The 25,358-nt window shown below is 60.2% G+C and carries 40 protein-coding genes and 1 pseudogene; 13 read left to right on the top strand and 28 right to left on the bottom strand.

Features of this window, described 5'->3' with window-relative positions:
• Positions 1 to 12: 12 nt before the first annotated feature.
• The 7 genes from I6J26_RS07980 to rpsH all read right to left on the bottom strand — a co-directional run bounded on the left by I6J26_RS07980 (position 13) and on the right by rpsH (position 3,486).
• Positions 13 to 390, bottom strand: coding sequence for a hypothetical protein (locus I6J26_RS07980; RefSeq protein ID WP_115021160.1), 378 nt, complete (start codon positions 388 to 390; stop codon positions 13 to 15).
• 450 nt (positions 391 to 840) lie between these two features.
• A complete protein-coding gene (rplO, locus tag I6J26_RS07975) occupies positions 841 to 1,287 on the bottom strand; it encodes a 50S ribosomal protein L15 (protein ID WP_039673748.1) in 447 nt (148 codons plus the stop codon).
• A gap of 3 nt (positions 1,288 to 1,290) precedes the next feature.
• Positions 1,291 to 1,476, bottom strand: a complete 186-nt coding sequence (rpmD, locus tag I6J26_RS07970) for a 50S ribosomal protein L30 (RefSeq protein ID WP_039673747.1) — start codon at positions 1,474 to 1,476, stop codon at positions 1,291 to 1,293.
• A 3-nt stretch (positions 1,477 to 1,479) separates the two neighbouring features.
• On the bottom strand, positions 1,480 to 2,106 hold the full coding sequence (gene rpsE / locus I6J26_RS07965) for a 30S ribosomal protein S5 (protein WP_039673745.1): 627 nt from the start codon (positions 2,104 to 2,106) through the stop codon (positions 1,480 to 1,482).
• Positions 2,107 to 2,146: 40 nt separating this feature from the next.
• Entirely contained in the window at positions 2,147 to 2,548 is a 402-nt protein-coding gene (gene rplR / locus I6J26_RS07960; protein WP_115021159.1) for a 50S ribosomal protein L18, read from the bottom strand.
• Positions 2,549 to 2,551: 3 nt separating this feature from the next.
• Complete coding sequence (gene rplF / locus I6J26_RS07955; protein ID WP_039673741.1) at positions 2,552 to 3,088, bottom strand: 50S ribosomal protein L6; 537 nt, start codon at positions 3,086 to 3,088, stop codon at positions 2,552 to 2,554.
• Between the two features lie 14 nt (positions 3,089 to 3,102).
• The gene (rpsH, locus tag I6J26_RS07950) at positions 3,103 to 3,486 is read right to left on the bottom strand and encodes a 30S ribosomal protein S8 (RefSeq protein ID WP_039673739.1); all 384 of its coding nucleotides are present in this window, start codon (positions 3,484 to 3,486) and stop codon (positions 3,103 to 3,105) included.
• A 309-nt stretch (positions 3,487 to 3,795) separates the two neighbouring features.
• Here rpsH and I6J26_RS07945 point away from each other — a divergent pair, with 309 nt between their 5' ends.
• Positions 3,796 to 4,044: a DUF6457 domain-containing protein gene (locus I6J26_RS07945; RefSeq protein ID WP_039673736.1), complete on the top strand. Its 249-nt coding sequence runs from the start codon at positions 3,796 to 3,798 to the stop codon at positions 4,042 to 4,044.
• Positions 4,041 to 4,892 (top strand): formate dehydrogenase accessory sulfurtransferase FdhD, encoded by an 852-nt coding sequence (fdhD, locus tag I6J26_RS07940; RefSeq protein WP_115021158.1) that lies wholly within the window; start codon positions 4,041 to 4,043, stop codon positions 4,890 to 4,892. Before I6J26_RS07945 ends, fdhD begins: the two co-directional genes overlap by 4 nt.
• On the opposite strand, the gene I6J26_RS07935 is transcribed toward fdhD, so the two are convergent.
• Entirely contained in the window at positions 4,861 to 5,646 is a 786-nt protein-coding gene (locus tag I6J26_RS07935) for a formate/nitrite transporter family protein (RefSeq protein WP_115021157.1), read from the bottom strand. The genes fdhD and I6J26_RS07935 overlap by 32 nt on opposite strands.
• Before the next feature lie 125 nt (positions 5,647 to 5,771).
• Here I6J26_RS07935 and I6J26_RS07930 point away from each other — a divergent pair, with 125 nt between their 5' ends.
• From I6J26_RS07930 to I6J26_RS07920, 3 genes are read left to right on the top strand one after another with little or no spacing between them, the layout of a single operon-like run.
• On the top strand, positions 5,772 to 6,518 hold the full coding sequence (locus I6J26_RS07930; RefSeq protein WP_115021156.1) for an ABC transporter ATP-binding protein: 747 nt from the start codon (positions 5,772 to 5,774) through the stop codon (positions 6,516 to 6,518).
• Positions 6,515 to 7,768, top strand: coding sequence for a hypothetical protein (locus tag I6J26_RS07925; protein ID WP_115021155.1), 1,254 nt, complete (start codon positions 6,515 to 6,517; stop codon positions 7,766 to 7,768). Before I6J26_RS07930 ends, I6J26_RS07925 begins: the two co-directional genes overlap by 4 nt.
• Complete coding sequence (locus I6J26_RS07920; RefSeq protein ID WP_115021154.1) at positions 7,765 to 8,337, top strand: hypothetical protein; 573 nt, start codon at positions 7,765 to 7,767, stop codon at positions 8,335 to 8,337. Before I6J26_RS07925 ends, I6J26_RS07920 begins: the two co-directional genes overlap by 4 nt.
• A gap of 57 nt (positions 8,338 to 8,394) precedes the next feature.
• On the opposite strand, the gene rplE is transcribed toward I6J26_RS07920, so the two are convergent.
• From rplE to rplN, 3 genes are read right to left on the bottom strand one after another with little or no spacing between them, the layout of a single operon-like run.
• A complete protein-coding gene (rplE, locus tag I6J26_RS07915; RefSeq protein ID WP_070673494.1) occupies positions 8,395 to 8,946 on the bottom strand; it encodes a 50S ribosomal protein L5 in 552 nt (183 codons plus the stop codon).
• A 1-nt stretch (position 8,947) separates the two neighbouring features.
• Entirely contained in the window at positions 8,948 to 9,262 is a 315-nt protein-coding gene (rplX, locus tag I6J26_RS07910; protein WP_039673728.1) for a 50S ribosomal protein L24, read from the bottom strand.
• Positions 9,263 to 9,266: 4 nt separating this feature from the next.
• On the bottom strand, positions 9,267 to 9,635 hold the full coding sequence (gene rplN / locus I6J26_RS07905; protein WP_070673493.1) for a 50S ribosomal protein L14: 369 nt from the start codon (positions 9,633 to 9,635) through the stop codon (positions 9,267 to 9,269).
• Between the two features lie 435 nt (positions 9,636 to 10,070).
• On the opposite strand from rplN, the gene I6J26_RS07900 reads away from it, so the two are divergent.
• On the top strand, positions 10,071 to 10,454 hold the full coding sequence (locus I6J26_RS07900; RefSeq protein ID WP_115021153.1) for a hypothetical protein: 384 nt from the start codon (positions 10,071 to 10,073) through the stop codon (positions 10,452 to 10,454).
• On the opposite strand, the gene I6J26_RS07895 is transcribed toward I6J26_RS07900, so the two are convergent.
• The 15 genes and pseudogenes from I6J26_RS07895 to rpsJ all read right to left on the bottom strand — a co-directional run bounded on the left by I6J26_RS07895 (position 10,451) and on the right by rpsJ (position 18,199).
• Positions 10,451 to 10,840 (bottom strand): type II toxin-antitoxin system death-on-curing family toxin, encoded by a 390-nt coding sequence (locus I6J26_RS07895; protein ID WP_115021152.1) that lies wholly within the window; start codon positions 10,838 to 10,840, stop codon positions 10,451 to 10,453. The two genes, I6J26_RS07900 and I6J26_RS07895, sit on opposite strands and share 4 nt — an antisense overlap.
• Positions 10,841 to 10,846: 6 nt before the next feature.
• Positions 10,847 to 11,053 carry a CopG family transcriptional regulator gene (locus I6J26_RS07890; protein WP_115021151.1) on the bottom strand — a complete coding sequence of 69 codons (207 nt, stop codon included), beginning with the start codon at positions 11,051 to 11,053 and terminating at the stop codon, positions 10,847 to 10,849.
• 97 nt (positions 11,054 to 11,150) lie between these two features.
• A pseudogene (gene rpsQ, locus I6J26_RS07885) lies at positions 11,151 to 11,258 on the bottom strand (30S ribosomal protein S17); the annotation flags it as partial.
• A 12-nt stretch (positions 11,259 to 11,270) separates the two neighbouring features.
• Entirely contained in the window at positions 11,271 to 12,800 is a 1,530-nt protein-coding gene (locus I6J26_RS07880) for an IS1634 family transposase (protein ID WP_115024224.1), read from the bottom strand.
• A 223-nt stretch (positions 12,801 to 13,023) separates the two neighbouring features.
• Positions 13,024 to 13,305: a 30S ribosomal protein S17 gene (gene rpsQ, locus I6J26_RS07875; RefSeq protein ID WP_039673717.1), complete on the bottom strand. Its 282-nt coding sequence runs from the start codon at positions 13,303 to 13,305 to the stop codon at positions 13,024 to 13,026.
• Between the two features lie 2 nt (positions 13,306 to 13,307).
• Positions 13,308 to 13,538, bottom strand: coding sequence for a 50S ribosomal protein L29 (gene rpmC / locus I6J26_RS07870; protein ID WP_005276944.1), 231 nt, complete (start codon positions 13,536 to 13,538; stop codon positions 13,308 to 13,310).
• Positions 13,538 to 13,954: a 50S ribosomal protein L16 gene (gene rplP, locus I6J26_RS07865; protein ID WP_070673490.1), complete on the bottom strand. Its 417-nt coding sequence runs from the start codon at positions 13,952 to 13,954 to the stop codon at positions 13,538 to 13,540. Before rplP ends, rpmC begins: the two co-directional genes overlap by 1 nt.
• A 3-nt stretch (positions 13,955 to 13,957) precedes the next feature.
• Positions 13,958 to 14,704, bottom strand: coding sequence for a 30S ribosomal protein S3 (rpsC, locus tag I6J26_RS07860; protein ID WP_070673489.1), 747 nt, complete (start codon positions 14,702 to 14,704; stop codon positions 13,958 to 13,960).
• Positions 14,704 to 15,066, bottom strand: coding sequence for a 50S ribosomal protein L22 (rplV, locus tag I6J26_RS07855; RefSeq protein ID WP_039673710.1), 363 nt, complete (start codon positions 15,064 to 15,066; stop codon positions 14,704 to 14,706). The genes rpsC and rplV overlap by 1 nt, the downstream gene beginning before the upstream one ends.
• Positions 15,067 to 15,069: 3 nt before the next feature.
• Positions 15,070 to 15,348: a 30S ribosomal protein S19 gene (gene rpsS, locus I6J26_RS07850; protein WP_010189646.1), complete on the bottom strand. Its 279-nt coding sequence runs from the start codon at positions 15,346 to 15,348 to the stop codon at positions 15,070 to 15,072.
• A 13-nt stretch (positions 15,349 to 15,361) separates the two neighbouring features.
• Positions 15,362 to 16,198 (bottom strand): 50S ribosomal protein L2, encoded by an 837-nt coding sequence (rplB, locus tag I6J26_RS07845; protein WP_039673706.1) that lies wholly within the window; start codon positions 16,196 to 16,198, stop codon positions 15,362 to 15,364.
• A gap of 39 nt (positions 16,199 to 16,237) precedes the next feature.
• Positions 16,238 to 16,543, bottom strand: a complete 306-nt coding sequence (gene rplW / locus I6J26_RS07840) for a 50S ribosomal protein L23 (protein WP_039673704.1) — start codon at positions 16,541 to 16,543, stop codon at positions 16,238 to 16,240.
• Positions 16,543 to 17,205: a 50S ribosomal protein L4 gene (gene rplD, locus I6J26_RS07835; protein WP_039673702.1), complete on the bottom strand. Its 663-nt coding sequence runs from the start codon at positions 17,203 to 17,205 to the stop codon at positions 16,543 to 16,545. Before rplD ends, rplW begins: the two co-directional genes overlap by 1 nt.
• Complete coding sequence (gene rplC / locus I6J26_RS07830) at positions 17,202 to 17,858, bottom strand: 50S ribosomal protein L3 (RefSeq protein WP_070673486.1); 657 nt, start codon at positions 17,856 to 17,858, stop codon at positions 17,202 to 17,204. The genes rplD and rplC overlap by 4 nt, the downstream gene beginning before the upstream one ends.
• Before the next feature lie 35 nt (positions 17,859 to 17,893).
• Positions 17,894 to 18,199, bottom strand: a complete 306-nt coding sequence (gene rpsJ, locus I6J26_RS07825) for a 30S ribosomal protein S10 (RefSeq protein ID WP_003848085.1) — start codon at positions 18,197 to 18,199, stop codon at positions 17,894 to 17,896.
• A 661-nt stretch (positions 18,200 to 18,860) separates the two neighbouring features.
• Here rpsJ and I6J26_RS07820 point away from each other — a divergent pair.
• From I6J26_RS07820 to I6J26_RS07790, 7 genes are all read left to right on the top strand, one after another.
• Complete coding sequence (locus I6J26_RS07820) at positions 18,861 to 19,349, top strand: Asp23/Gls24 family envelope stress response protein (RefSeq protein ID WP_039673696.1); 489 nt, start codon at positions 18,861 to 18,863, stop codon at positions 19,347 to 19,349.
• A complete protein-coding gene (locus tag I6J26_RS07815) occupies positions 19,350 to 19,688 on the top strand; it encodes a hypothetical protein (protein WP_181815331.1) in 339 nt (112 codons plus the stop codon).
• Positions 19,689 to 19,697: 9 nt separating this feature from the next.
• On the top strand, positions 19,698 to 19,892 hold the full coding sequence (locus I6J26_RS07810) for a hypothetical protein (protein ID WP_042529283.1): 195 nt from the start codon (positions 19,698 to 19,700) through the stop codon (positions 19,890 to 19,892).
• Positions 19,892 to 20,797: an Asp23/Gls24 family envelope stress response protein gene (locus I6J26_RS07805; protein WP_239121745.1), complete on the top strand. Its 906-nt coding sequence runs from the start codon at positions 19,892 to 19,894 to the stop codon at positions 20,795 to 20,797. The genes I6J26_RS07810 and I6J26_RS07805 overlap by 1 nt, the downstream gene beginning before the upstream one ends.
• Positions 20,790 to 21,368 carry a DUF6286 domain-containing protein gene (locus I6J26_RS07800; protein WP_115021150.1) on the top strand — a complete coding sequence of 193 codons (579 nt, stop codon included), beginning with the start codon at positions 20,790 to 20,792 and terminating at the stop codon, positions 21,366 to 21,368. Before I6J26_RS07805 ends, I6J26_RS07800 begins: the two co-directional genes overlap by 8 nt.
• Positions 21,361 to 21,927 (top strand): alkaline shock response membrane anchor protein AmaP, encoded by a 567-nt coding sequence (locus tag I6J26_RS07795; RefSeq protein ID WP_115021149.1) that lies wholly within the window; start codon positions 21,361 to 21,363, stop codon positions 21,925 to 21,927. The genes I6J26_RS07800 and I6J26_RS07795 overlap by 8 nt, the downstream gene beginning before the upstream one ends.
• Positions 21,928 to 22,012: 85 nt before the next feature.
• Positions 22,013 to 23,122 carry an HNH endonuclease signature motif containing protein gene (locus tag I6J26_RS07790; protein ID WP_115021148.1) on the top strand — a complete coding sequence of 370 codons (1,110 nt, stop codon included), beginning with the start codon at positions 22,013 to 22,015 and terminating at the stop codon, positions 23,120 to 23,122.
• A gap of 154 nt (positions 23,123 to 23,276) precedes the next feature.
• On the opposite strand, the gene I6J26_RS07785 is transcribed toward I6J26_RS07790, so the two are convergent.
• On the bottom strand, positions 23,277 to 24,005 hold the full coding sequence (locus tag I6J26_RS07785; protein WP_115021147.1) for a hypothetical protein: 729 nt from the start codon (positions 24,003 to 24,005) through the stop codon (positions 23,277 to 23,279).
• Between the two features lie 100 nt (positions 24,006 to 24,105).
• Positions 24,106 to 25,296, bottom strand: coding sequence for an elongation factor Tu (gene tuf / locus I6J26_RS07780; protein ID WP_115021146.1), 1,191 nt, complete (start codon positions 25,294 to 25,296; stop codon positions 24,106 to 24,108).
• Positions 25,297 to 25,358: the final 62 nt, after the last annotated feature.

Below are 25,358 nucleotides of genomic sequence, written 5' to 3'. Positions count from 1 at the left end.
ATTCAGGAGGGGTTACGCGACTGCGTCCACGCGATCGAAGCCGTTGTCGGCCAGGGACTTCATCATGCGGTCAACAGCTGGCTGATCGGTGTCCGGGTTGTAGGACTCAAGGAAAATGATGTGGGCAGTCGTGGTGCCCTCAAAGCGAATAGTCATGAATTCGTGGCCCAGCTCCTCGGTGACGAGGAACAGTTCGCGCTCCACAGCCTTCTGAGGGCTCAGCTCTTCACCCGGCAGCGCAGCAGGTGCGCTCTCACCGGTGGTGGCATTCTCCACGTGCGCGGCAGCGGCCTGAGAATGAACACCGTTGTTATCGAGCGGTGCGGCGAGGCCGAACAACGACATAACGGTGGCTATAACACCCGCGACGAGCTGGTTAACGAAGGTCATGAGCTTCTCCTTAAACTGCCATACAGTAATCCTGAGACGGAAATATATCACCTCATGGATTTATAAGCTAGCCGGGCACTAGCAGGGAACTGGCGAAACACCTGCAGCACACTAGCAGGACACAAGCAGGGCGCTGGCAAGACACAATTAGCGCGCTAGCGGGACACAAGTAGCGCGCTAGCGGAGCATTGGAACCTTTTAAGAAATGCCTTTTGCGGCACCGATTCGGCAAACCCCCAGGTCACCGCATAAGAATTCGGCCATAAGGTGCCCCTCAAAAGGCACTAGTACCATTTAGCGCCCAGAGAGAAGCCGCGCCCTCGTTGCCTTCCAGCACACCACGCCCCCGGCGGCCATGCGTGAGCGAAAACGCCGCAACCCTCCCGCAGGACACCGAGATGGTGGCCCATGGGAGGGTGCATTTAGCTTCTCCGCGAATCGAGAAAAGATTTACTTGGTGGTGGCGGTGCCGCCAGCAGCCTCAATCTTCTCAACAGCAGACTTGGAGAACTTGTCAGCGGTGACATTCAGCTTAACGTTGATGTCGCCGTTGCCCAGAACCTTGACCGGCTGGTTAGCGCGAACGAGGCCGGCAGCTGCAATGTCAGCAACGGTGATGTCGCCACCCTGTGCAAACTTCTCAGCCAAGTCAGCAACGTTAACTACCTGGTACTCAACGTGGTTCGGGTTCTTGAAGCCCTTGAGCTTCGGCAGACGCATGTGCAGCGGCATCTGGCCACCCTCGAAAGCAGCGGAAACCTGCTTGCGAGCACCGGTGCCCTTGGTACCGCGACCAGCGGTCTTACCCTTGGATGCCTCACCGCGGCCGACGCGGGTCTTGGGCTTGTTGGAGCCTGCGGCCGGGCGCAGGTCGTGGAGCTTGATGATATCAGCCATGGTTTACTCCCCTGCCACTTCTTCGACGGTGACCAGGTGACGCACCTTGTGAACCATGCCGCGGATGATCGGGGTGTCCTGCTTAACAACAGAGTGTCCGATGCGCTTGAGGCCAAGAGCCTCAATGTTGGCGCGGTGGTTCGGCTTGGTGCCCACAAGGCCCTTTACCTGAGTAATCTTCAGAGCCATTGCTTATGCCTCCTGACCTGCGCGCTTGCGCAGCATCTGGGCTGGCGTGACCTCTTCGAGGGACTTGCCACGGCGTGCGGCAACTTCCTCGGGGCGAACCAGCTGCTTGAGGCCGTCCACGGTAGCGCGGACGACGTTGAGAGCGTTGTCGGAGCCCAGGGACTTCGACAGGATGTCCTGCACGCCAGCGCACTCAAGCACCGGACGAGCAGCACCACCGGCGATGACACCAGTACCCGGAGCGGCCGGCTTCATCATGACGATGCCAGCTGCGTCGCGCCCCTCAACCGGGTGGGTAATGGTGCCGGCAATCATCGGGACGCGGAAGAAGTTCTTGCGAGCTTCCTCAGCACCCTTCTGGATTGCGGCCGGGACTTCCTTGGCCTTGCCGTAGCCGACGCCAACCATGCCCTGGCCGTCGCCAACGACGACGAGAGCGGTGAAGGACATGTTGCGGCCACCCTTAACGGTCTTGGAGACGCGGTTGATGGTCACAACGCGCTCGATGTACTTATCGCGCTCGTTGTCCTGCTGGTTGCGGCGGTCGTTACGACGGCCGTTGTTGCGACCCTTGCGGTCGTTGTTGTTCTCGGCGGAGCGTCCGCCGTCACGCTGTTCACGGTCCGACATTAGGCGTTCCTTCCGTTGATGTTTCCGTGTGCCTTAATCATTAGAACTGCAGACCACCTTCGCGAGCGGCGTCGGCCAGCGCAGCAACGCGGCCGTGGTACTTGTAGCCTGCACGGTCAAAGACGACCTGCTCGATGCCAGCGGCCTTGGCGCGCTCAGCGATGAGCTCGCCTACCTTGGCAGCCTTGGCCTTCTTGTCGCCCTCGAGTGCGCGCACGTCAGCTTCCATGGAGGAAGCAGCAGCCAGGGTGTGGCCGGCCAGGTCGTCGATGACCTGGACGTGCATGTGGCGGGAGGAGCGGTGAATGACCAGACGCGGTTCCTCAGGGGTGCCGCGGAGGGTCTTACGGATGCGGAAGTGGCGGCGTGCGCGTGCTTCACGACGACGCGAGGAAATGTCCTTGCCAACCGGGGTGCGCTTTGCGTTTTCAGTGTTAGCCATTGCTTACTTACCCGTCTTTCCGACCTTGCGGCGGACCTGCTCGCCGTCGTAGCGAATACCCTTGCCCTTGTAAGGATCGTCCTTACGCAGGCGGCGGATGTACGCGGCGACCTGTCCAACCAGTTGCTTGTCAATACCAGATACGGAGAGCTTGGTTGCGCCGTCCACAGCGAAGGTGATGCCCTCCGGAGCCTTAATAAGGATCGGGTGGGAGTAGCCCAGAGAGAACTCCAGGTCCTTACCCTTCTGCTGGACACGGTAACCGACACCGAAGATTTCCATCTTCTTGGTGTAGCCCTCGGTCACGCCAACAACGGCGTTGTTGACCAGGGAACGGGCCAGACCGTGCAGAGCGCGGTTCTTGCGGTCATCGTCCGGACGAGAGACCTTGATCTCATCGTCTTCGACGGCTGCGGTGATCGGCTCCGGCAGCTCAACCTCGAGGGTGCCCTTGGACCCCTTGACGTTAACGACCTGGCCGTTGATGGTGATGTCGACGCCCTTCGGGACGGCGATAGGTGCTAGACCGATACGAGACATGTGTCAATCCTCCCTTACCAGACGTAGGCGAGAACTTCTCCGCCTACACCCTTCTCCTGAGCCTGACGGTCGGTGAGCAGGCCGTGGGACGTGGAAATGATGGCCACGCCCAGGCCGCCCAGAACCTGCGGCAGTTCGGTGGACTTTGCGTACACACGCAGACCCGGCTTAGACACGCGACGCAGACCCGAGAGGGAGCGCTCACGGTTGTTGTACTTAAGCTCGAGGGACAGCTCGCGGCCCTCGACGGAGTAGTCAGCGATGTAGCCTTCCTGCTTCAAGATCTCGGCGATGTTCACCTTGAGCTTGGAGGTCGGCATCGACACGGAGTCGTGGTGCGCATTAGATGCATTGCGCACGCGCGACAGCATGTCGGCAATAGGATCAGTCATAGTCATATGAGTGACCTGTAACCTTTCTCGTTGCGGTTCCCGTAACTCACCAAAGCGTTCTCCGTGTGATTTCGGGCTACTCACGCTCCCCACGGTCAATACCGTGAGGCGCTCGCCACCCTTTGATACAGACAACGGTCCGCTATCTACGGCGAGGGGCCTACAACAAAGTAGATGTGTTCAATTCTTCCGGCTTGGCACATTTCCGCTGTTCGCGCACCATTTTCTCGGCGCGGGATGAGGAAAAATGCAAGTCCGTCGGCTTACTCTACCCGTTGACATGCTGTTTTCCAAAACGCGTTAGCATTGTTGGTTATGAGTGAAGAACAAGACCCCATCCGTACGGCACACCAGTGGCTTGAGGAGGCTGCAGTGCTTGTCGACGTCTCCCCGGCCGACGCCACCGCCCTCATCAAGGAGCTGCTTGACCTCACCAAAGACGTGGCCCATACCCAATCCCGCCCCGCTGCCCCGCTGACGGCGTATTTGGTTGGTTTGGCCTCGAAGGACGTCGACGAAGCTCGCGCGCACATCGCCACCTTGAAGGAGGCCCTCAACCGATGAGCGGGCGCATCAACGCCACCTTTGCGGTGACCAAGGTGCGCCTCGATGAGAAGGGCCAGGTCACCCAAGTCGATACCCGCGGCGATACCGTCGCCGGCGAAGAGCCTCTGGAGATTCGCGTCGGCGGCCAGACGCTTACGACGACGATGCGCACGCCCGGCCACGACGTCGAGCTGGCCCACGGCTTCCTCCACTCCGAAGGACACATTGAAAAGGTCACCGACGTCCACGAGGCCCGCTACTGCGCCGGCGCGTCCGTGGATGGCCGCAATCCTTATAACCTTCTCGACGTGGAACTCACCAACCCCCATGCGCTTACCCTCGCGGATCTGCGCCTCACCACGACGACCTCTGCCTGCGGCGTGTGCGGTACCTCCTCTATCGAGGCGCTCATGAAGCAATCGCGCTACGAGATTCCGCAGATTCCGGTGGATCCGGGGATCGTCGCCACGCTGCCCGATGCCCTCAAGCGGGAGCAGAAGCAGTTCCGCAAGACCGGCGGAATCCACGCCGCGGGCGCGTTTACCCTCGGTGGCGAACCTGTCGTCGTCCGCGAGGACGTGGGCCGCCACAACGCCGCCGACAAAGTCATTGGCCACCTACTTATGGAGGACATGCTCCCCGCCAGCGACCTCATCCTGGTCATGAGCTCGCGCGCCAGCTTCGAGCTCGTCAACAAGGCAGCGATGGCCGGCTTCGGCATGCTCGTCGCGGTCTCCGCCGCCTCATCGCTGGCGGTTGAGACCGCGCGGGAGACCGGAATGGCGCTCGTGGGCTTTGCCCGCGGGGATCGCTTTAACCTGTATTCGGGCGAGCTTAGTCGCGGTACGCTTCCGGGCCGGAGTTAAGCCAGGCATACACGCCACCAATAAGGAAGCCGCCGCCGATAAGGTTTCCAACCCACACGATGGACCAGTTGAGCAGCACCGCGCCGAGGGTAAAGCCCTCCGGCAGCGGGCTGGCGCAGAAGAAGGTCAGTAGCATGAGGCAGAAGTTTGCAATCACGTGCTCCAGGCCCAGACCCACGAAGCAGGCAATGATGGGCACGATGACGAAAAACTTGGACACGATGTCCTTGGCAAAGACGCCACCCACAATCGCCATGTTGACCACGAAGTTAGCCAGGATGGCCTCCACGAACATACCGCCCGGGCCCTTGGTCAGCTTGCCCATCGATAGCGTGGCAATGAGGTGATTCGGATCCATACCGCCCAGCTTCGCTGACATTCCCATGGCAGCGGCAAAGAGCACGACGCCCACCAAGTTAAACAGGGTGGTGACGACCAAGAGCCACATGCCCTTGCCCCAGCTCACGTGTTTGTTCACGGCGCCATAGACCATGTACATCATGTTGCCGGTAGCCAGGTCCGCGCCCAGAATGACGATGGCAAACAGGCCCAAGCCGAATAGGCAGGCAAAGACGAGCGAGCCCATGCCTTCCATATGCTTCTCGACGCCCATTCCCAGCACCGCCGCAAACGCCGTACCGATGGCCAGGTACACGCCCGCCAAGGTAGAGCGGACAGCAAAGCGGGAGAAGGACTGATCTAGGAGCGTGACTTTCTTCGTCACGGCCGCCGCAGCAGCATCATTCAAGGACATCGATTACCTCGCACGATTGAGATTTCAGAGACGTTTGTATCGTACTCCTCCGCACGCGCCGCAGGTCAATCACTGACCTACAATGAACAATTGCAATCACTTTTCACTTATGAAAACCTTGTGGGATGACACCCTTCCTGTCTGTCCAGCACCTCAGCTACGGCTACTCCGCCCGCGCTGAGGTTGTTCGCGATATATCCTTCGACCTCGCCCCAGGGCTCACCGTCCTCCTCGGCGCAAATGGCGCGGGGAAAAGCACACTCATGCAGCTCATCGCCGGTGAGCTACGCCCGCCGACAGGAACCATCTTCGTGGGTGGTGAAGACGTCCGCCGTTCCGACTCGTGGCGGCAGCGCATCGGCTGGGTTCCGCAACGCAGTGTCTTTGATCCGGCGCAACGCGCAGTGGATTTCGTAGCAGACGTTGGATGGCTGCGCGGACTGGACCGCGCAACAGCACGCCACCACGCGGTCAACGCCTTGCGGATAATGGGCTTGGAGGAACACAGCACTACTCGCCTACGCGCGATTTCCGGTGGAATGCAGCGCCGCGCCATGGTCGCGGCGGGCATTGTCCACGAGCCAGATGTGCTGCTTCTCGACGAACCCACCGCAGGCCTCGACCCACACCATCGGTCCTCGCTCATCCGCGCACTGCGTGACATGGCCTCGAACGGCACCAGTGTCCTCATGTCTACGCACATCGCGGCTGATATGGACTCCGCCGATCGCGCGCTCATTCTTCATCGTGGGTGCATCGCAGCCGATTCTTCTGTTGCAGATTTCATCGAAAGGTATGGCTCCGTAGAGCAAGGATTCTGTACTGTCACCGAACAAGCTACCGACGGGACACAGGGAGGGGCTGCTGTGTGAGACGCCTTCGCTTCATTCCTGTTGTACTCTTCACCGCGCTGCTGAGTTTTGCCTCTGCGCGGGGCAGTAACGTCGCCGGTTCCTGGCCAGAGGCCACCGCAATCTGTGCTGTTGTCGCCGCGGCTACAGGCGTACTTCTCGCAAGTATTGCTGCATGGGACTCAGGAAGCCAGGACGCTACGTTTCTGCGCTCCACATCCACCTCGCGCGCTCGCACAGCAGCACTTCTCGTCGGCCCGGCGTTGGCGTGGGGACTGGCCAGCATTCTTATCGGCTTCATAATCCTGGCAGGGTTTGTGTATACCGCGCCCGTGGGAGGCTCGCCGTGGTTCCTTGTCATCATCAGCAGCCTTGTGTGGGTTGTGCTATGTGCGGTTCTCGGCGCAGGCTTGGGTGTCCTTGTCCGACGCCGGCTTCTCGCCGCGTTACTCGCAGCACTCCTCACGCTAGCTTTGTGCGTGGTATCGGCGTGTGCGGTTTCCATACCGGCTTGCCCACGCTTTCTTTTCTTCCCCGGCAATGGGTACGAGCTGATCGCCCGACAGCCACGGGTGGCTTCGGCCGCAATTTCTGCCGTCATGGTGGTAGCCCTCAGTGCCTGTGTCCTTGCTGCACTGACACGCCACCACCCTGCCCCGCGTTACACCGCGCTGAGTTTTCTAGTCATCATCACCGTCGCCGCTGTTGGCTCCGCGGCAGTGGGGCCGCAGGGTACGCGGGCACGGGACACCACGGAGGCGTCGGCAAGCTGCACTCGGGATGCGAACACACAGCGATATTGCAGTTGGCCGGAGGACCACGCGCTCGTCGTAGCTGCAGACGCGCACTGGCAGGAATTCACGCAGGTGCTTGTCGACGCCGGCCTTCCTCCCCTCACCGGCACATACGGTCAACCTGGCTCGGAGCACGCCACGGAATTATCCCACACAGTTACTAGCCCAGCGGCCCTGTATACCCGCGTTTATGAAGCGCAAGCTGCGGCCCTACGCGCTCAGCGCCCCTGCGAAGAAACCGCTGCCTCTCGTAACGCACACCAGGTGCTCTCGGGCTGGGCCACGTATGCGTTCAGAGCAGAGGACGATAAGTTTTCCACACTCAGCGCGCAAGGCTCAACTACTCCCGCGCGTGCCTGGATTGAGAACGAGCTTTCGCACCGTTCACCCGCGGAGCAAGCCAAGGCTCTGGCTCCCTTTGTGCACACCATGCAGACGTGCGGCTCCGAGCTACCGCCCCTGGAGGTTGAACAATGAACCCTTACCTGAGACTTCGCCGTTGGCCGGAGTTCTTCTTGATCCTCAGCCTTGGGGTGGTAACGCAGTTCCTTGATAACCTGGCCGTCCCACAGCTCTTCGGAGCACCACTGAACCGTCCCGTATTCGTTTTCAATCTGCTGCCACTGCTCGTCGCAGGCTCCATACTGGCGTTGCTGAGCAGTTCGTGGGACGAGAGATACGAGGCCGCAAGCACCGCCCGTTCGATGCGCAAGGAGAAAGTTACCTTGTTGGGCTCGGCTGCCGCAGCGTGGACTGCAGTGTTTGGATTCGGATTGTTCCTTGGGGTGGTACCGATTCATTCTGTATCCACGATCTTTTTCTGCCTCGCTGCGGTTGGCCTCGTACTAGCGCTGCGTAGCCGCCTGAGCTCGAAGCCCTCTGCGGGAATTGCGCTCCCACTGTCGCTGCTGGCACCCCTTTTCCCCTGGTACGTGGGCGAGACCACGCCGCTGGGCAATTCCCTCGGCCAAGGTATGTCTCCCATCGTTGCCATCGTGTGCGCCGCCCTCTTCGTGGCAGGCGCGGCTGCGTGGCTTCGCCACTAAAACGCAACAATCCCCCGGACTCCTTTCGGAGTGCCGAGGGATTGCCTCAAGCGCTACTTACTTGAACGGGAAGCCGAGCTCGCGCAGGAGCTTGCGGCCCTCCTCGTCGTTGGTAGCGGAGGTCACGACGGTGATGTCCATACCACGCGGGCGGTCCACCTTGTCGATGTCGATCTCGTAGAACATGGTCTGCTCGGTAAGACCGAAGGTGTAGTTGCCGTGGCCGTCGAACTGCTGGTCGGAGAGACCGCGGAAGTCGCGAATACGCGGCAGAGCGATGGTCAGCAGACGGTCCAGGAACTCCCACATGCGGTCGCCACGCAGGGTGACGCGTGCGCCGATGGGCATGCCCTCACGGAGCTTGAAGTTAGCGATGGACTTCTTGGCGCGACGTACCTGCGGCTTCTGGCCGGTAATCGCGGTGAGGTCCTCGATAGCGCCGTTGATCAGCTTGGAGTCGCGGGCAGCGTCGCCCACACCCATGTTGACAACGACCTTGGTGACGCCCGGAATCTGCATCACATTGTCGTACTTGAACTCTTCGTTGAGAGCCTTCTTGATTTCCTCGCGGTAGCGGGTCTTCAGACGCGGAGTGTAGTTCTCGCTCATTTTAGATGTCCTTCCCGTTGCTACGTGCGATGCGGACCTTCTTGCCGTTCTCATCGAAACGGTAGCCCACGCGGGTCGGGTTGCCCTCGGAGTCCAGGATCGCAACGTTGGACACGTGGATCGGAGCTTCCTGGGTTACGATTCCGCCGGACTCGGCGCCACGCTCGGTAGCGGAGTTAGCAACGTGCTTCTTAACGCGGTTAACGCCCTCAACGAGGACCTTCTCACGCTTCGGGTATGCCTCGATGACCTTGCCCTTCGCGCCCTTGTCCGGGCCCGAAATAACAATCACCATATCGCCCTTATGAATCTTCATAAGACTAGATCACCTCCGGTGCGAGAGAAACGATCTTCATGAACTTCTTGTCACGAAGCTCGCGAGCAACCGGGCCGAAGATGCGGGTACCGCGCGGCTCGTTGTCACCCTTGAGAATAACTGCGGCATTTTCATCGAAAGCGATGTAGGAGCCGTCCGGGCGACGGGTCTCCTTCTTGGCGCGGACGACGACAGCCTTGACGACATCGCCTTCCTTTACGTTGCCACCCGGGGTGGCTTCCTTGACAGTGGCGACAACAACGTCACCAATGCCAGCGAAACGTCGAACGGAGCCACCGAGAACGCGGATGACGAGAATCTCTCGTGCACCGGAGTTGTCGGCGACGCGCAGACGCGATTCTTGCTGAATCACTATGGGTCTCCTGACCTGGATTAACGTGCGTCAAGATTTCCGTCCTTGACACACCTGGTCTACTTACTTACGTGGCATAGGTTGTGCGACGAACGCGCTGTTGACAGCGGTCGAAGGGTCTCGGTGCGGCGATTCGGAAACGCATCGCGCTGCACCGACCGGCCATATGCAACCCGTATATTCAACCATGCCCTACCCCATTTCCCCAAATCACGCGTCTGCGCCACGCGCTCTCCCCCGCCCCGGACCACCCACGCCCTCCGCGCCAGGCCACCCACGTCCTCCGCGCCAGGCTATCCACCGCCCTTCAGGTCTGCACCTGTGGAAATGCGCATCGAGAATGCATTCCCTCGATACTATGGGCTCTATGAACAGCATCGTGTGTAGAGAAGGACTCGTTGTGGTGACCACTCGGGCCAAGGAGGAGCGACAACTATGACGTATTCACTGCGCACAGCCATCCTGCATGGCCTTCTTTTTGTCCTCGTTGCGGTGTCGTTCATCCTGCCGGTCATCCTCGGAGCCGGCGCTCTGTTACCGGTGCCAGTTGCTGCGCGGACCTCGGTGGTTGTTGCTGGCCTCGCGCTTGTCGACGCCTCCTTCCACGCCTTCTCCCCCACCCAGCGTCCCACGCGCGGGCTGCGCTTGAACTCAGCGCTCGGCGCCCTCGTCCTCATAGCGGGTTGGCTGGTGTGGAACCACCTCTACAGCACTATCGACGCCACAGCAGCTACCCCCTACCGCATCGGCACTTTCCTACTCGGGGTAGGCGCGGTGCTCAGCGTGTTCTGCATTGCCATCGCGTCCATCAAGCGCTAAGACCAGCCTGGCGTACTAGGGAAATGGCGTCGCAGCAGCGCTGCAATCTCTCCAACATCAAGTTCTCCCCGAGCACTCCTACAGAGAATGTCGAAGAACTCATCGTCCGGGACTCTAAAGGAATCGAGACCGTGGGCCTTCAGCATCAGCGTTGCAAGGTAGAGGCCTACTCGCTTATTTCCATCAATAAACGGGTGTCCGTCTTCAATAGAGGAGATAAGCGCAGCTGTCTTTGAAAAAGCATCTGGGTAGAACTCATGTCCGCCAAAGGTCGAAAACGGAGGTTGAAGTGCAGCATCGACCAGCCCCCAATCTCGGGCGACAAACCCTAACTCTTCGAGCAGGGGTTTGATCACCTCGAGCGAGAAGACCTGCCTGATGTCCATTAGCCCTTAAGCATCCTTGAGACGCTCTAGTAGTTCGGAACGGGACTCAGAGATATCCGCAAAATGGCGGGCTACGTAGTCTCTAGCTACCAGCTTCTCGAACTCTTTCTCAATAATCGACACCATGTACTGCTGCTTAGAAAGACCGGCCTGACCAGCCAGCAGCGTCAGATGTTTCGCTTGCTCTTCCGTAAGCCTCAAGTTGATTGACATATCTCAGTGATACCACAATGGCACCGCGTTTGGGATCGCGAAAACCCCGGCACCGAGTGGGGTGCCGGGGTTCGTGCATCGTAGGGCGGGCTAGGTTTTACTTAGCCTTCTCCACGATCTCGACGAGACGGAAGTGCTTGTCCTTGGACAGCGGGCGAGTCTCGGAGATGAGAACGCGGTCGCCAATGCCGGCGGTGTTCTCCTGACTTAGGCCACTTTAGTGCGGAAGTTCGCGGCCGGTGATTGCTTGGATGGTGGCGGTGGTATCGGGCGGGAGTGGTACGGCGGCGTGGATGGTTTCGCCACCAATGTTGAGTTCAAAGCTGCGGTATTTCTTGAGTGTTCTCACCAGGCGTTTGATGGATTGACCACTGCGGGTCTCCATTAGGTGGGCCACTGCTAGTGCTGCGATGACAATGTTGAGATGTGCGGTGATTGAGTCTTGTTTTCTGGCGTAGATTGGGCGGGCTTTCAGGTCTGATTTCGACATCCGAAACGATTTCTCAATGTTAAATAGCCTGCGGTAATGCCCGATAACCTCACTAGCGTCAAGAGCGGTCAGGTCGGTTTCATAACCTTTTATTCCGGCTAGGGCTCGGTGTTTGGCAGCAAGAGCGTAGTTGACCTTCTTGTTCGGGGCGGAAAGATCGATATAGCGGTTGCGCTTGATTGCGATATCGCCGTCAACAGCGCGTTTAGCTTTTGCGACTTGCTCTTTGATTCCGCGCAGGCTGCGCCTAGCCCGGTCGTGAGAGTACTGGTAATGCGTCACCGTATTCGGGGTTGTGTGTTTGCGCCCATCGCTTGCCGAGGCTTGTGTCCAGATCTGGCCGTGGGCGTAGTCTTCACCGGGGTTTTCCCGCCGCCAGGTTTCAATCACCTCAGGCACGGTGGGGGTTTTCACCGACAAAATATAGTGCAGACCTGCATCAATGAGTGCTTGTTTGTTCGCCGCGGAAAACATCCCCGCATCAGCAACGACGGTGACCTCGTCGAGCTGGTAGGCCTCTTGGAACCGTGTGATCATCGGCAGCATCGTGTGGGTTTCTGCCGAGTTGCCAGCAAACGCGCCCACATGCAGTGGAAACCCGGTGGCATCAGTAAGCAGCCCGACAAGTATTTGTGGCTCTAGGCGGCGCTCTTTGGAAAATCCGGGTTTGCGAAGCTCATCAGGAGTATCGGTTTCAAAGTACAAGGTGGTCACGTCGTACAAGATGAATGCGCCTGGCCCGATACCTGCATGATGGGCCAACGCTTGGGTGAGTATCTCTCCGAACGATTCGGTGGCGAAGGAGGAAAGACGCCTCTGGATGGTGCGGTAGCTTGCGCTGGTGATGCCAACCTCGGCAAGAGTCTCGATGGAATCCAGCTTTGAGCCGGGATGGATGATCCGGGCACGCACCAGATCGCGAAACACCGGATCATCACCGGTTGCTGCAGCAAGGCCTAACTCGTCGAAACACGCATCAATACAGTCCAGTAAGTATCCGGCCCGCTGACCGACTACCGGCAGCGGGTTGGAAACGCTGCCTGTTGCCGGTGCGATGTGTTTCACCTCTCCGAAGTCCATTGCGAGTTGGTCACCATCGACGATGCGTTGAGCTTCAGCTCTTAAAAGTGCAAGCTCAGACTCTGAATGCGCTGAGCCGATATGCTTCATCCTTTTCGCACCTTTGCGTTCAGAGAACACCACCTGCACCGCCATCGCCCCAGAAGCGGTCTTGACAGTGCGAATATAAGGACTCACAAAAATCAGACTACTGAACACCCCCGGCACTACCCACTTAGTGCGGAAAAATTCTTCCCCACCGACGAAAACCAACAGGTTACAGTGTCAGAGTGACGTTACTCACCCGCCCATGACCTAAGTCAGGTCTCAGTGATACCACAATGGCACCGCGTTTGGGATCGCGAAAACCCCGGCACCGAGTGGGGTGCCGGGGTTCGTGCATCGTAGGGCGGGCTAGGTTTTACTTAGCCTTCTCCACGATCTCGACGAGACGGAAGTGCTTGTCCTTGGACAGCGGGCGAGTCTCGGAGATGAGAACGCGGTCGCCAATGCCGGCGGTGTTCTCTTCGTCGTGCGCCTTAACCTTCTTGTTAGTGCGCATAATCTTGCCGTAAAGGGCGTGCTGCTTGCGGTCCTCGAGCTCGACAACGATGGTCTTGTCCATCTTGTCGGAGACAACGATGCCGGTGCGGGTCTTGCGAGCGCCCTTTTCCTTCTTAGTGTTCACGTTTGCCTCACTCATGATTAAGCCTCAGCTCCCGGAGCAACGGACAGGCCCAGCTCGCGCTCGCGCAGAACGGTGTAGATGCGGGCGATGTCGCGCTTAACCGTGCCGATGCGGCGGTTGTTGGTCAGCTGGCCGGTGGCCTTCTGGAAACGAAGGTTGAAGAGCTCTTCCTTCGCGTCCTTCAGGCGGGTCTCCAGCTCAGCGTTGTCGAGCTCACGGAACTCGTGGGCGGGGGTACCGGTAGCCATTAGAACTGGTCCTCCTTCTTGATGATGCGGACCTTGCACGGAAGCTTCTGACCAGCGCGGCGCAGTGCCTCGATGGCGGTTTCCTCGTTCGGGTAGGTCATCTCGAAGAGGACGCGACCCGGCTTAACGTTGGCAACCCACTTCTCGACCGGGCCCTTACCGGAACCCATACGAACACCGAGCGGCTTCTGGGTCAGCGGGCGGTCCGGGAAGATGTTAATCCAGACCTTACCGCCACGCTTGACGTGGCGGTTGATGGCGATACGTGCGGCCTCAATCTGACGGTTGGTGATGTACGCCGGCTCAAGAGCCTGGATGGCGTAGTCACCGAAGTTGATGCGGTTACCGCCCTTGGACACACCCGAGCGGTTCGGGCGGTGCTGGCGACGGTACTTGACGCGCTTAGGAATCAGCATGGATTAGCCCTCCTGCTTCTGCTGTGCGCGCTGACGACGCTGGCCACCACGACGCGGACGACCGTTACGGTCACCGCGGCCACGGCCCTGCGCCGGAGCGTTCAGTTCGGACTCGCGCACGCCACCGACAACGTCACCCTTGTAGATCCACACCTTGATGCCAATGCGGCCGAAGGTGGTGTGGGCCTCTGCGGTGCCGTAGTCGATCTCGGCGCGAAGGGTGTGCAGCGGAACGCGACCCTCGTGGTAGCGCTCGGTGCGGGACATCTCAGCGCCGCCCAGACGACCAGACAGGAGGATCTTAATACCCTTAACCTGCGGCTGGCGCATAGCGGACTGGATGGCCTTGCGCATTGCGCGGCGGAAAGCCACGCGGTTTACCAGCTGCTCGGCGACGGACTGCGCAACCAGGGTTGCGTTGGCGTCAACCTGCTTGACCTCGAGGATGTTGAGGGCAACCATCTTGCCGGTGAGCTTCTCGAGCTCGCGGCGGATGCGGTCAGCCTCAGCACCGCGGCGGCCAATCACGATGCCCGGGCGGGCGGTGTGAATGTCGACGCGGACGCGGTCGCGGGTGCGCTCGATGACGACGTCGGCAATGCCGGCGCGGTCGAGGCCCTTCTCCAGGTACTGGCGGATCTTGATGTCTTCGGCTACGTAGTTGGCGTAGTCCTTATCGGCGTACCAGTGGGTCTTCCAGTCGGAAGTGATGCCCAAACGTAGGCCGTGAGGATGGATCTTCTGGCCCATTACTTGGCCCCTTCCTTCTGGCTCTCGACAACCACGGTGATGTGGCTGGTGCGCTTACGAATCATGAATGCGCGGCCCTGTGCGCGCGGCTGGAAACGACGCATGGTCGGACCCTCGTTGGCGTAAGCCTCGGAGATGACCAGGGTGCGCGGATCCAGGCCGAAGTTGTTCTCAGCGTTGGCAGCTGCGGAAGCAACCACCTTGGCAACCGGCTTAGCGGCGCCCTGCGGAGCGTACTTCAGGATTGCAAGTGCCTCGGATACGGACTTTCCGCGAACCAAGTCGATGACGCGGCGTGCCTTCATCGGGGTAACGCGGACGTAGCGAGCCGTTGCAGATGCGGAGGTGATGGTGTCACTCATCGCTTATCGACGTCCCTTCTTGTCGTCCTTGACGTGACCCTTAAAGGTCTTGGTGGGTGCGAACTCGCCGAGCTTGTGACCAACCATGGAGTCCTCGACGAACACCGGCACATGCTTGCGGCCGTCGTGGACGGCGAAGGTGTGACCGATGAAGTCGGGCAGGATGGTGGAGCGGCGAGACCAGGTCTTGATGACCTGCTTGGTGCCGGCCTCGTTCTGAGCATCTACCTTGTTGAGGAGGTGCTCATCGACGAACGGGCCCTTCTTCAGGCTGCGTGGCATTGTTTACCTCCTCTTAGCGCTTCTTGTTCGGGCGACGACGGCGCACGATCATGTTGTTCGAGTAACGGTTCGGGTTGCGGGTGCGGCCTTCCTTGTGGCCCCACGGCGACACCGGGTGGCGACCACCCGAGGTCTTACCCTCACCACCACCGTGCGGGTGGTCGACCGGGTTCATAACGACACCGCGGACGGTCGGGCGGACGCCCTTCCAGCGCATACGGCCGGCCTTGCCCCAGCGGATGTTCATCTGCTCGGCATTGCCAACCTCACCGACGGTGGCGCGGCAACGGATGTCGACGCGACGGATCTCGGAGGACGGCATACGCAGGATGGCGTACTTGCCTTCCTTACCCAGCAGCTGGATGGAGGCACCAGCGGAGCGAGCCAGCTTAGCGCCAGCGCCCGGCTTGAGCTCCACAGCGTGGATGGTGGTACCGGTCGGGATGTTGCGCAGCGGCAGGTTGTTGCCCACCTTGATATCTGCGTTCGGGCCGGACTCGACGACGGTGCCCTGCTTCAGGCCCTTCGGGGCGATGATGTAGCGCTTCTCGCCATCTGCGTAGTGCAGCAGGGCGATGTTAGCGGTACGGTTCGGGTCGTACTCGATGTGAGCGACCTTTGCAGGGATGCCGTCCTTGTCGGTACGACGGAAGTCGATGAGACGGTAACGGCGCTTGTGGCCACCGCCGATGTGGCGGGTGGTGATGCGGCCGTAGTTGTTACGACCACCAGTCTTGCTCAGCGGGCGCAGCAGGGACTTCTCCGGAGTGGAACGAGTGATTTCCTCGAACTGAGACACGGAGGATGCGCGGCGACCCGGAGTTGTCGGCTTGTACTTACGAATAGCCATAATTCTTCCTTTTCCTTATCGGCTCTTTAAGCCGTTCTGCTAGCTAGCAGAACCGCCGAAGACGTCGATGGAGTCGCTGCCTTCACGGAGCGTCACGTAGGCGCGCTTGGTGGACTTACGCTGACCGTAACCGGTGCGGGTGCGCTTGCGCTTACCTGCACGGTTGACGGTGTTGACGGAAGCAACCTTCACGCCGAAGATCTGCTCTACGGCATCTTTAATCTGGGTCTTGTTGGAGTCCGTGGAGACGTAGAACGTGTAGACGTTCTGCTCCATCAGGCCGTAGGACTTCTCGGACACAACCGGTGCGATGATGACGTCGCGCGGGTTAGCGAGCTTAGCCATTACTTCTCCTCCTTAGCTTCCTCGGCGGCGCCGGTGGCGCGCTCGACGAAGGTGTGCAGAGCCTCAACGGAGAACACAACGTCGTCCGAGTAGAGGACGTCGTAGGTGTTCAGCTGGCCGGCGTCCAAGATCTGGACGTTCGGCAGGTTGTTGGCGCTGCGGCGAGCATTAATGTCCTCGCGGCCGATGACCAGAAGAACGTTCTTGCGGTCGGTGAGGCGCTCGATGAAGGCCTTGGCCTGCTTGGTGGACGGGGTCTGACCCGGGACGAGCTCCTCGATGACGTGGATGCGCTCGTTACGTGCACGGTCAGACAGTGCACCGTAGAGAGCAGCCTTGATCATGCGCTTCGGGGTGCGCTGGGAGTAGTCGCGCGGAACCGGGCCATGCACGGTGCCACCGCCGGTGTAGTGCGGTGCACGGATGGAGCCCTGGCGGGCGCGACCGGTGCCCTTCTGGCGGAACGGCTTACGGCCACCGCCGCGGACCTCGCCGCGAGTCTTGGTCTTGTGGGTGCCCTGGCGAGCAGCAGCGAGCTGAGCGTTGACAACCTGGTGCATCAAAGCGATGGATGCTTCAGTGTCAAAGAGCTCGGCCGGCAGCTCAACAGAGCCGTTGGTCTTACCGTCAGCGGTCTGGACGTCTAGCTTGAGGTTGCTCATGCGTGTGCACCGCCCTTCACTGCGGTCTTAACGGTGACGAGGCCACCGCGCGCACCAGGGACAGCGCCCTTGATGAGCAGCAGGTTGGACTCGGCATCAATCTTCTGAATCTTCAGGTTCTGGGTGGTCACGCGGTCCTGGCCCATGCGGCCAGCCATGCGCTTACCCTTGAAGACGCGGCCCGGGAACGAAGCGCCGCCGATACCGCCGACGCGGCGGTGAGCAGCCTGGTTACCGTGGGCAGCGCCCTGGCCTGCGAAGCCGTGGCGCTTCATGGCGCCGGCGTAGCCGTGGCCCTTGGTGGTGCCGGTGACGTCAACGAAGGTCACGCCCTCGAAGATATCCACCTTGACCTCCTGGCCCACCTCGTATGCAGAGGTGTCATCCATGCGGATTTCAGCCACGTGGCGGCGCGGGGTCACGCCAGCCTTCTTGAAGTGACCAGCGGCCGGCTTGTTGGCCTTGCGCGGGTCCTTCTCACCGAAGGCAATCTGGATGGCGTCGTAGCCATCGGTTTCTTTCGTGCGGATCTGGGTAACCACGCACGGCCCAGCCTCGACGACGGTGACCGGCACAACGCGGTTCTCCTCGTCGAAGACCTGGGTCATGCCGAGCTTGGTGCCCAGAATGCCCTTGATCTCGTTTTCACTCATAATTAGTTCTCCACCAAATACGTTGTGTCGATCGCTTACTGGATATTCACGTCGACGCTTGCCGGAAGGTCGATGCGCATAAGAGCGTCAACGGTCTTCGGGGTCGGGTCGAGAATGTCGATGAGGCGCTTGTGAGTGCGCATCTCGAAGTGCTCGCGAGAGTCCTTGTACTTGTGCGGAGAACGAATAACGGCGTATACGTTCTTCTCGGTTGGGAGCGGCACCGGACCAACAACACGAGCACCCGTACGGGTTACGGTCTCAACGATCTTCTTTGCAGAAGCGTCGATAGCCTCGTGGTCGTAGGCCTTCAGCCGAATGCGGATCTTTTGTCCCGCCACGCTTATCCTCTTCCTCGCTTCCCCACTTTCACATTCCCGGCCTTTCCGGGGCGTGAAGCGGTGGGAAATTGCTTCTCGATTTCTCTATAACGTTGTCCGGGCTGGAGCCTTGGCACAACGCCAGTTGTCTGACTGTCATGACGACCATGAGATACAGCGCTAGGCAAATGCCCAGCCCGTGCAGTGCTCATGACGGGGTACAAGACCCGTAGTCAAAGTCAATAGGAAGAAGACTGGGGCGTTCGATCACAGATCTGCAACCAAAGTCTTATTCATATACTGCCGCTGTTTATTTGCCATGCTCCTTCTCCGGTCCATCGTCTCGGGGGTGTCTCTGCTCAAACGCGGACCTAGCCCGATCAGATGACCTTCGAGTGCGACTCATCCAAGCCCCACAACAAAGGTGTCATGTTCGCTTTACCAGCAACAACGCCCTACAAGCTTGTGCCTGCGGTTACGTTGCTGTGTTAAAGCAACCCCTGTATTTAAGCATGTAGCCTCCCGTTTTCCAAACCGCTACGAAAACCGTGCCTAAAATCACGTTTCAACTAAAGTTTGGCTCTCGACCCGACAAAGTCGTAGTTCAGGGATAAGCTCGGGGATAGCGGGCATGTGCCGCCCGACTAGATCACCCCACCCCGAGAACTGAGAGGGATTCACCATGGCTGAAAACACCACCCCGAAGGACGTTGCTGAGAAGACTGAAGCCGCCACCCCGGCAACCGCCCCGGAACGCAACAAGAACCTGGAGACGGAGTTCGGCACCACCCGCATTGACGACGTCGTGGTATCCAAGATCGCTGGTATCGCTGCTCGCGAGGTCTCCGGCGTGGCCGCCCTGGGCGGCGGTGGTGCCCGCATGATGGGCTCCATCCGTGAGTCCTTCGGCGCCTCCGAGGATGTCCGTCAGGGTGTGTCCGTAGAGGTTGCCAACGGCACGGCTTCCATTGACATCGCCATCATCGCTGAGTACGGCGTTGCCATTCACGAGCTGGCTGAGGCCATTCGCCGCAACATCATGAATGCCGTGGAGCGCATGACGGGCCTGTCCGTGGACCGCGTCGACGTGGTAGTCCACGATGTCAAGCTGCCGCGCGAGGAGCAAGAGTCCGAGGACACCACCCCGGCCGTCACGCAGGGCCAGGCTTAAGTGAGTCAGCAGACCCCACGACTTACAGCGGAGGACGCGCGGGCGATTGTGGAGGCGGTGACGGGACTGAGGGGCGTCGCCAAGCTCAGCCCCGGCAGATTCGGCGAAGTGGCCCTGCTCTTCCCGGGCAAGCGAGTCCACGGCATCTCCCGGCCCTCACCGCGCGATGATACCCACCTCGAGCTGCACGTCGTCGTCGATGTGAGGAGCGAGGTCGTCCTCGCCGAGCTTGGCGACGCCATCCGGGACACCGTCCACAGCACGTGGCCCGCCGCACGCACCGTGGACGTGGTCTTCGCCGATGCAGTTGACAGCCCTGCTGCCTCCCCACAGAACTAAAGGAAAACCATGAAGAATTACACCTCCCTCGGCGTTCTCGCCGGCTTGGTTCTCGCCTTTTTCATCTACCTCGGCGTCTGGTACGTCGTTCTCGCGGTTCTTTTGGCCGCGATTGGCGGCGTGGTTGGCGCGCACTTCGACGGCCGCATCGACCTCACCGCCGTATGGAAAGGCGTGGTTGGCCAGGATAGAGGCCAAGGCTAGTGACGACTCCGTTCGACGACGCAGGCCGTACCCAATTCTCACTGCGGGCAATGGAGAAGGTGATTAGCTCCGCCATTGCCAGTGTGCCGGGAACCGCGGCTGTCGACGCCAAACTGGCCGGCCTCGCTGGCCGAGCCTTTCCGCGTGTTATGGCGCAGATGGACCCGGATACGAAGGTCGTGGCGGTTGATGCGGACATTGCCGTGTACTGGCCGTCGCCGGTGACTGATGTGGCGTCGGCAGTGCGCACTGCAATTTCGGAGGCCGTGCAGGATTTCACTGGCTTCCGGACGACCCGCGTCAACGTGACCGTTGGTGGCGCGGTGGCTGGCGAGCGCACGTCAGCACTTGAGGTGGCCGCACGCTCGCCGCTTGCTGCGCGTGTTCCGGCCTCCGTGTCACCCCGTGAGCTTAGGCCCGTCACGACCTCGCGCGGGGTGGCGGTGCGTCAGATTGCAACTCCTACCCCGCCTGCGGTGCGAGGCGTTGAGGCTCCCGCGGAAACAGCCGTGCGGTCGGTGGGATTGCTAGGCGATGCCCCCGTGCGGACCTCCGGCTTTGCCCCTTCGACGCAGCGCTACGAGGAATTGCGGCCTATCAGCACTGCTCCCCAGCAGCGCCTGCGCGACGTCCACACTCCCCCGCCTGTGCCCGTGCGGCCGGTGGAGATGCCTGGTGAATTCCGCCTGCAGCGCGTTGAGACACCCCGGCCGGTTCCGCCGCGTTCGGTCGAAGCACCCCACCCGATACAACCGCGCCGCGTGTCCGCGCCCCAGCCCAGCGCTCTGCGGCCGGTAGAGATTCGCCCCTCGGCGGACTTCACCCGCCGAGTGGACGTTCCCCGGCCGGCCCCGTTGCGTGCCATTACCATTACCCCGTTCGGCGAAGGAGCCCACCATGAGTGAGAAAACTCAACCCATCGCGTTCGGCCAGCGCCCTAAGGCCTCACCACCGGCACGCACGTGGACTGTCATCTTGGGCATCGTGTTACTCGCCGCCGCCGTGGTAACAGGCCGGGAAGCCTGGGTAGTTGGCGCGGACGAAGGCGGCCAGTCCTGGCTGCAGCCGTTCATCGACGTCATGTCGAAACCTGACGTTGAGACGTGGATGCTCATCGGAGGCGGCATCGGCATTGTTGTGGGGCTCATCCTTCTGTGGGCGGCATGCGCGCCGCGTAAAACCACGCACGTGAACATCGCCTCGGACGACGCGTCCATGTGGCTGAGAGCGGTCGACATCGCACGTATCGCCTCTGCTGCCGCTCGCCGCGTTCCGGGTGCTAGTGCTGCGCGCAGCCGGGCGAAGATTTCCGCGAACCGAGCCAGCCTAACCGTCACTGCTACGGGTGATCTCGAGGATTCCCAACTCAAAGAGCGCGTTACTGATGCAGTGGAAGCTGCGCTTGCCGGTATCTCCCCGGCCCCCGAGCTCACCGTTGCCATTGAGAACGACCAAGAGGAGATTGCCAATGTCTAAAAAGCTGGCCGGCGTGGACCGCACGATCCTCGCCATTCTGGGTATCGTGCTCATCGCGTTGGGTACATGGCCGATTCTCATTCACTTTAACGTCGAATTCGCTACGTACCTGGCGAAGTGGGTTGACCATGACACGTGGGCTGGGCTGCCGGAGCAATCCTGGTGGGTTTATGCCTTGGCTGCTGCCACGGTGGTGTTGGCGTTAGTGGGGCTGTGGCTTATCATTGCGAATCTGCGCCACCATCGGTTCAATACTGTGCATTCCGATGCCTCCAATGAAGACGGTGCCATCAAGACCAGCATGACTGCCATTGCCGGTGCAGTGGCCGATACCTTGTCCGATATCGACGGTGTGGAGAAGGTCTCGCGCTTGGTTGCTTATGACCGCGGCCGTCCGACGATGCAGTACGAGATTCTCGCTGACCCCGACACCCCGCTGCTGCGCATCAAAGATGCCATCGAGGTCAATGACCGCGACTTCCGCGCGGCTTTCCCGGACGCGGACTTGGATACCACCTACAAGGTTCACTTCACCAAGGTGCGCAGCGCCATCGCCTAAGTAGGCTTTTGAGTTCAGCCCCTCGCGATGAGGCTTTTCTCGTTCCGGTTGCGGGGTTGGTGGGCCTGTTTTAAGCTTCGTGGCCATGGGGGTATTAGAAACCTACTTCCACTACCGCAACTCGGGGATCGCGCTAGTGGAACAAGCAACCAGCTCACTCGATGAGCTCCGCGCACTCGGCGCCGACCCAGCTGATGCCACAGAACTTGCCCACCTTCACCGCATCTACTTCGGGCAAACTCGCTTTACCGGCAAACAACGCAAAGCCCGTGCTGCCGCGGTGGCACAACAACATAGCCTTAGCGTTCTCACCCTGATTGAGTCCTACACCGCCAAAGTCAAAAAGGACCTTGATGCCTGGAACCTACGCATCAAGCTTGCCGGCACCCCCGCCCACAAAATCCGCCAGGTTGCCACCAAGCGCTTAAAGGAGCTTCGTGCCAAACGTGTAGCTAAACCCGGAGTCCGCTTCACCTACCGCTCTAAGGGCCCTAACTCCATCACCATCACCGACGCCCCGACCGTCATCGCTGATATCCGCGGAACCCTAGAATCCGTTAATAAAACAAACCTGCTTGATGCTGCCCGCACCGTCATTGTCACCGGCGGTATTGGCACTAAACCTGCCGTACATGCTCAAGTCGTTGTCACTCTCAACGAACTCGACCAAATTATTAATGGTGATGGGGAGGAAATCGAACTTAACCTCACCAACGGCGGGCGCATGAGCGGGGCAGACTTTTTGGCCTACAAGTTTGCTGAGATTGGCTACGCCACCATTATCCACCCCCTTGAAGGGCCGGTGAACTCTTATAGGATTCAGCGGCATGCCAGCTGGAAACAACGCATCAGCCTGGCTGCTGAATTCCAAACCTGCTCTAGGCCCGGCTGCAACAAACCAGCTGATTACTGCGAAGTCCACCACCTCATCCCCTGGCAGGCAGGAGGTTTTACTAACCTCAAAAACCTCACCTTCCTGTGCGCCTACCACAACGGTATTAACGACGATGACCCTAAACGCCCCACCGGCAGGGGCTACATGTTCCGGCTGAACACCGGGGTGAGCTACATCCCGCCCTGGGGTGCACCGATAACCGCCACACCCGAATACCAAGAAGCCCTTAACAGACTCGCCGCTGAGCAGGCAACAGGACAAACCACAGGCCAACCACCCGACCCACCGGGTGCGAGCTGAAGCTTCGCACCCACGACGCAACGCTGAAACCCGCCGACCACACCACGGTTAGCGGGCACACCGGCGATCCCGCAGCTAGTGGAGGTAAACGTCGAGACGGCGAAACCCGCCGACCACACCACGGTCAGCGGGCGCATCGGCGATCCTAGGTATCCTAGGACGGCGACCACGGCTCGTTTTCGACGAGAATGATGTCCTCGACGACGCCAAATGAGTGCTGTGTGCCCCGAGATAGGTGGACATCGAGTGGTGAGCCGGGCTCGCACTTCTCGATACGGTCCCAGGAGAAGTCGGCGCGTGCGAGCTCGCGGTTCTTGCGTTCGATGACATGGAGACCGTGGTCAAGGATGATGGTCTCGGCTGCGGTCCGGATGAACCATACGCGGTCACCAACACTGCGACGCTTGAGACCGTCCAACGAGCGCCTATCTTCCTTCAGCCGGGTAACCGAGTGAACGATACCGAAGCGGTGCTCGAAACCTTCGCTGTCGGCAATGACTAAGGGGCGGCCCGGGCCGACGGGCCGTAAAGCGGACACTGACCATGCGACGGGCTGGCCCTTCACCCCTTCCTTTGGAATGGGGCGAACTACAGCGTGGGACGTCTCCGATGAGGCTCCAGGTGAGAGCGTCACGCGGTGAGTTTCGGTGACGGTGAGCCAAAGGCCGTGGGTGATGAGGGAGGCGTCGGAAAGCGGTAGCAGGGGCGGGTGGATTCGAGCCATGTCCTCTAAACGCCTCGTGAGATCGTCGTCGGATACACCCCAGCCATAGCCTTCCGATGCAAGCATGCCGAAGAGGGTGCCCAGGGGCAGGTCGGGTTGCCCCTCCCACGCGGTGCGTAAGGCGGCAAGAGTGCGATCGATGCGAGTCGGATCAAACATGACTCCCCAGCCTAGTCTCCCCACGATCACAAAAGCCGCCCAACCCCTGCTGGGATTGAGCGGCTCAAGGATGTTACAACATCCCGCTAATCAGCGTGGATTAGTCGAGGATCTTGGTAACGCGGCCAGCGCCGACGGTGCGGGAGCCCTCGCGGATAGCGAAGCGCAGGCCCTCGTCCATAGCGACCGGCTGGATCAGCTCGACGGACATCTCAACGTTGTCGCCCGGCATGACCATCTCGGTGCCCTCCGGCAGCTTGATGACGCCGGTAACGTCGGTGGTGCGGAAGTAGAACTGCGGACGGTAGTTGTCCATGAACGGGGTGTGGCGGCCGCCCTCTTCCTTCTTCAGGACGTAGACGGAACCCTCGAACTTGGTGTGCGGGGTGTAAGCGCCCGGCTTGATGCAGACCTGGCCACGCTCAACCTCTTCACGCTTGGTACCACGCAGAAGCAGACCACAGTTGTCGCCAGCCTCGGTGTAGTCCATCATCTTGCGGAACATCTCGATACCGGTAACGGTGGTGGACATGGACTTGTCCTTGATACCGATGATCTCGATGTCCTCGTTAACGTTCAGGGAGCCACGCTCAACACGGCCGGTAACAACGGTACCGCGGCCGGTAATGGTGAAGATGTCCTCGATCGGCATCAGGAACGGCTTGTCCAGCTCGCGCTCCGGATCCGGGATGGAGTCATCGCAAGCCTGCATCAGGTCAACGATGGACTGTGCCCACTTCTCGTCGCCCTCAAGAGCCTTCAGAGCGGAGATGTGAACGATCGGAGCGTCCTCGTCGTAGTCCTGCTCAGCGAGCAGCTCACGGATCTCCATCTCAACGAGCTCGATGATTTCCTCATCGTCAACCATGTCACACTTGTTCAGTGCAACGAGGATGTACGGAACGCCAACCTGGCGAGCCAGAAGAACGTGCTCGCGGGTCTGCGGCATCGGGCCATCGGTTGCAGCAACAACCAGGATAGCGCCGTCCATCTGAGCAGCACCGGTAATCATGTTCTTGATGTAGTCGGCGTGGCCCGGGGCGTCCACGTGTGCGTAGTGGCGCTTCGGGGTGGAGTACTCAACGTGGGAGATGTTGATGGTAATACCGCGCTCCTTCTCCTCCGGAGCCTTATCGATCATGTCGAAGGCGAAAGCGGTGTTCTCCTCCGGGTAAGCGTCAGCCAGAACCTTGGTGATCGCTGCGGTGGTGGTGGTCTTGCCGTGGTCGACGTGTCCGATGGTGCCGATGTTCACATGCGGCTTCGTACGCTCGAACTTCTCCTTTGCCACTGTTTGTCCTCCTGGACTCTATGGCGGCTACGTATTTCGCAGCCACGTGGTTTGTATTGCCA

It is taken from the genome of Corynebacterium minutissimum, assembly GCF_016889765.1.
Lineage (GTDB): Bacteria > Actinomycetota > Actinomycetes > Mycobacteriales > Mycobacteriaceae > Corynebacterium > Corynebacterium minutissimum_B.
Note: the sequence above shows the minus strand (reverse complement) of the source record. Positions and strands in the feature narration are given on the sequence as shown.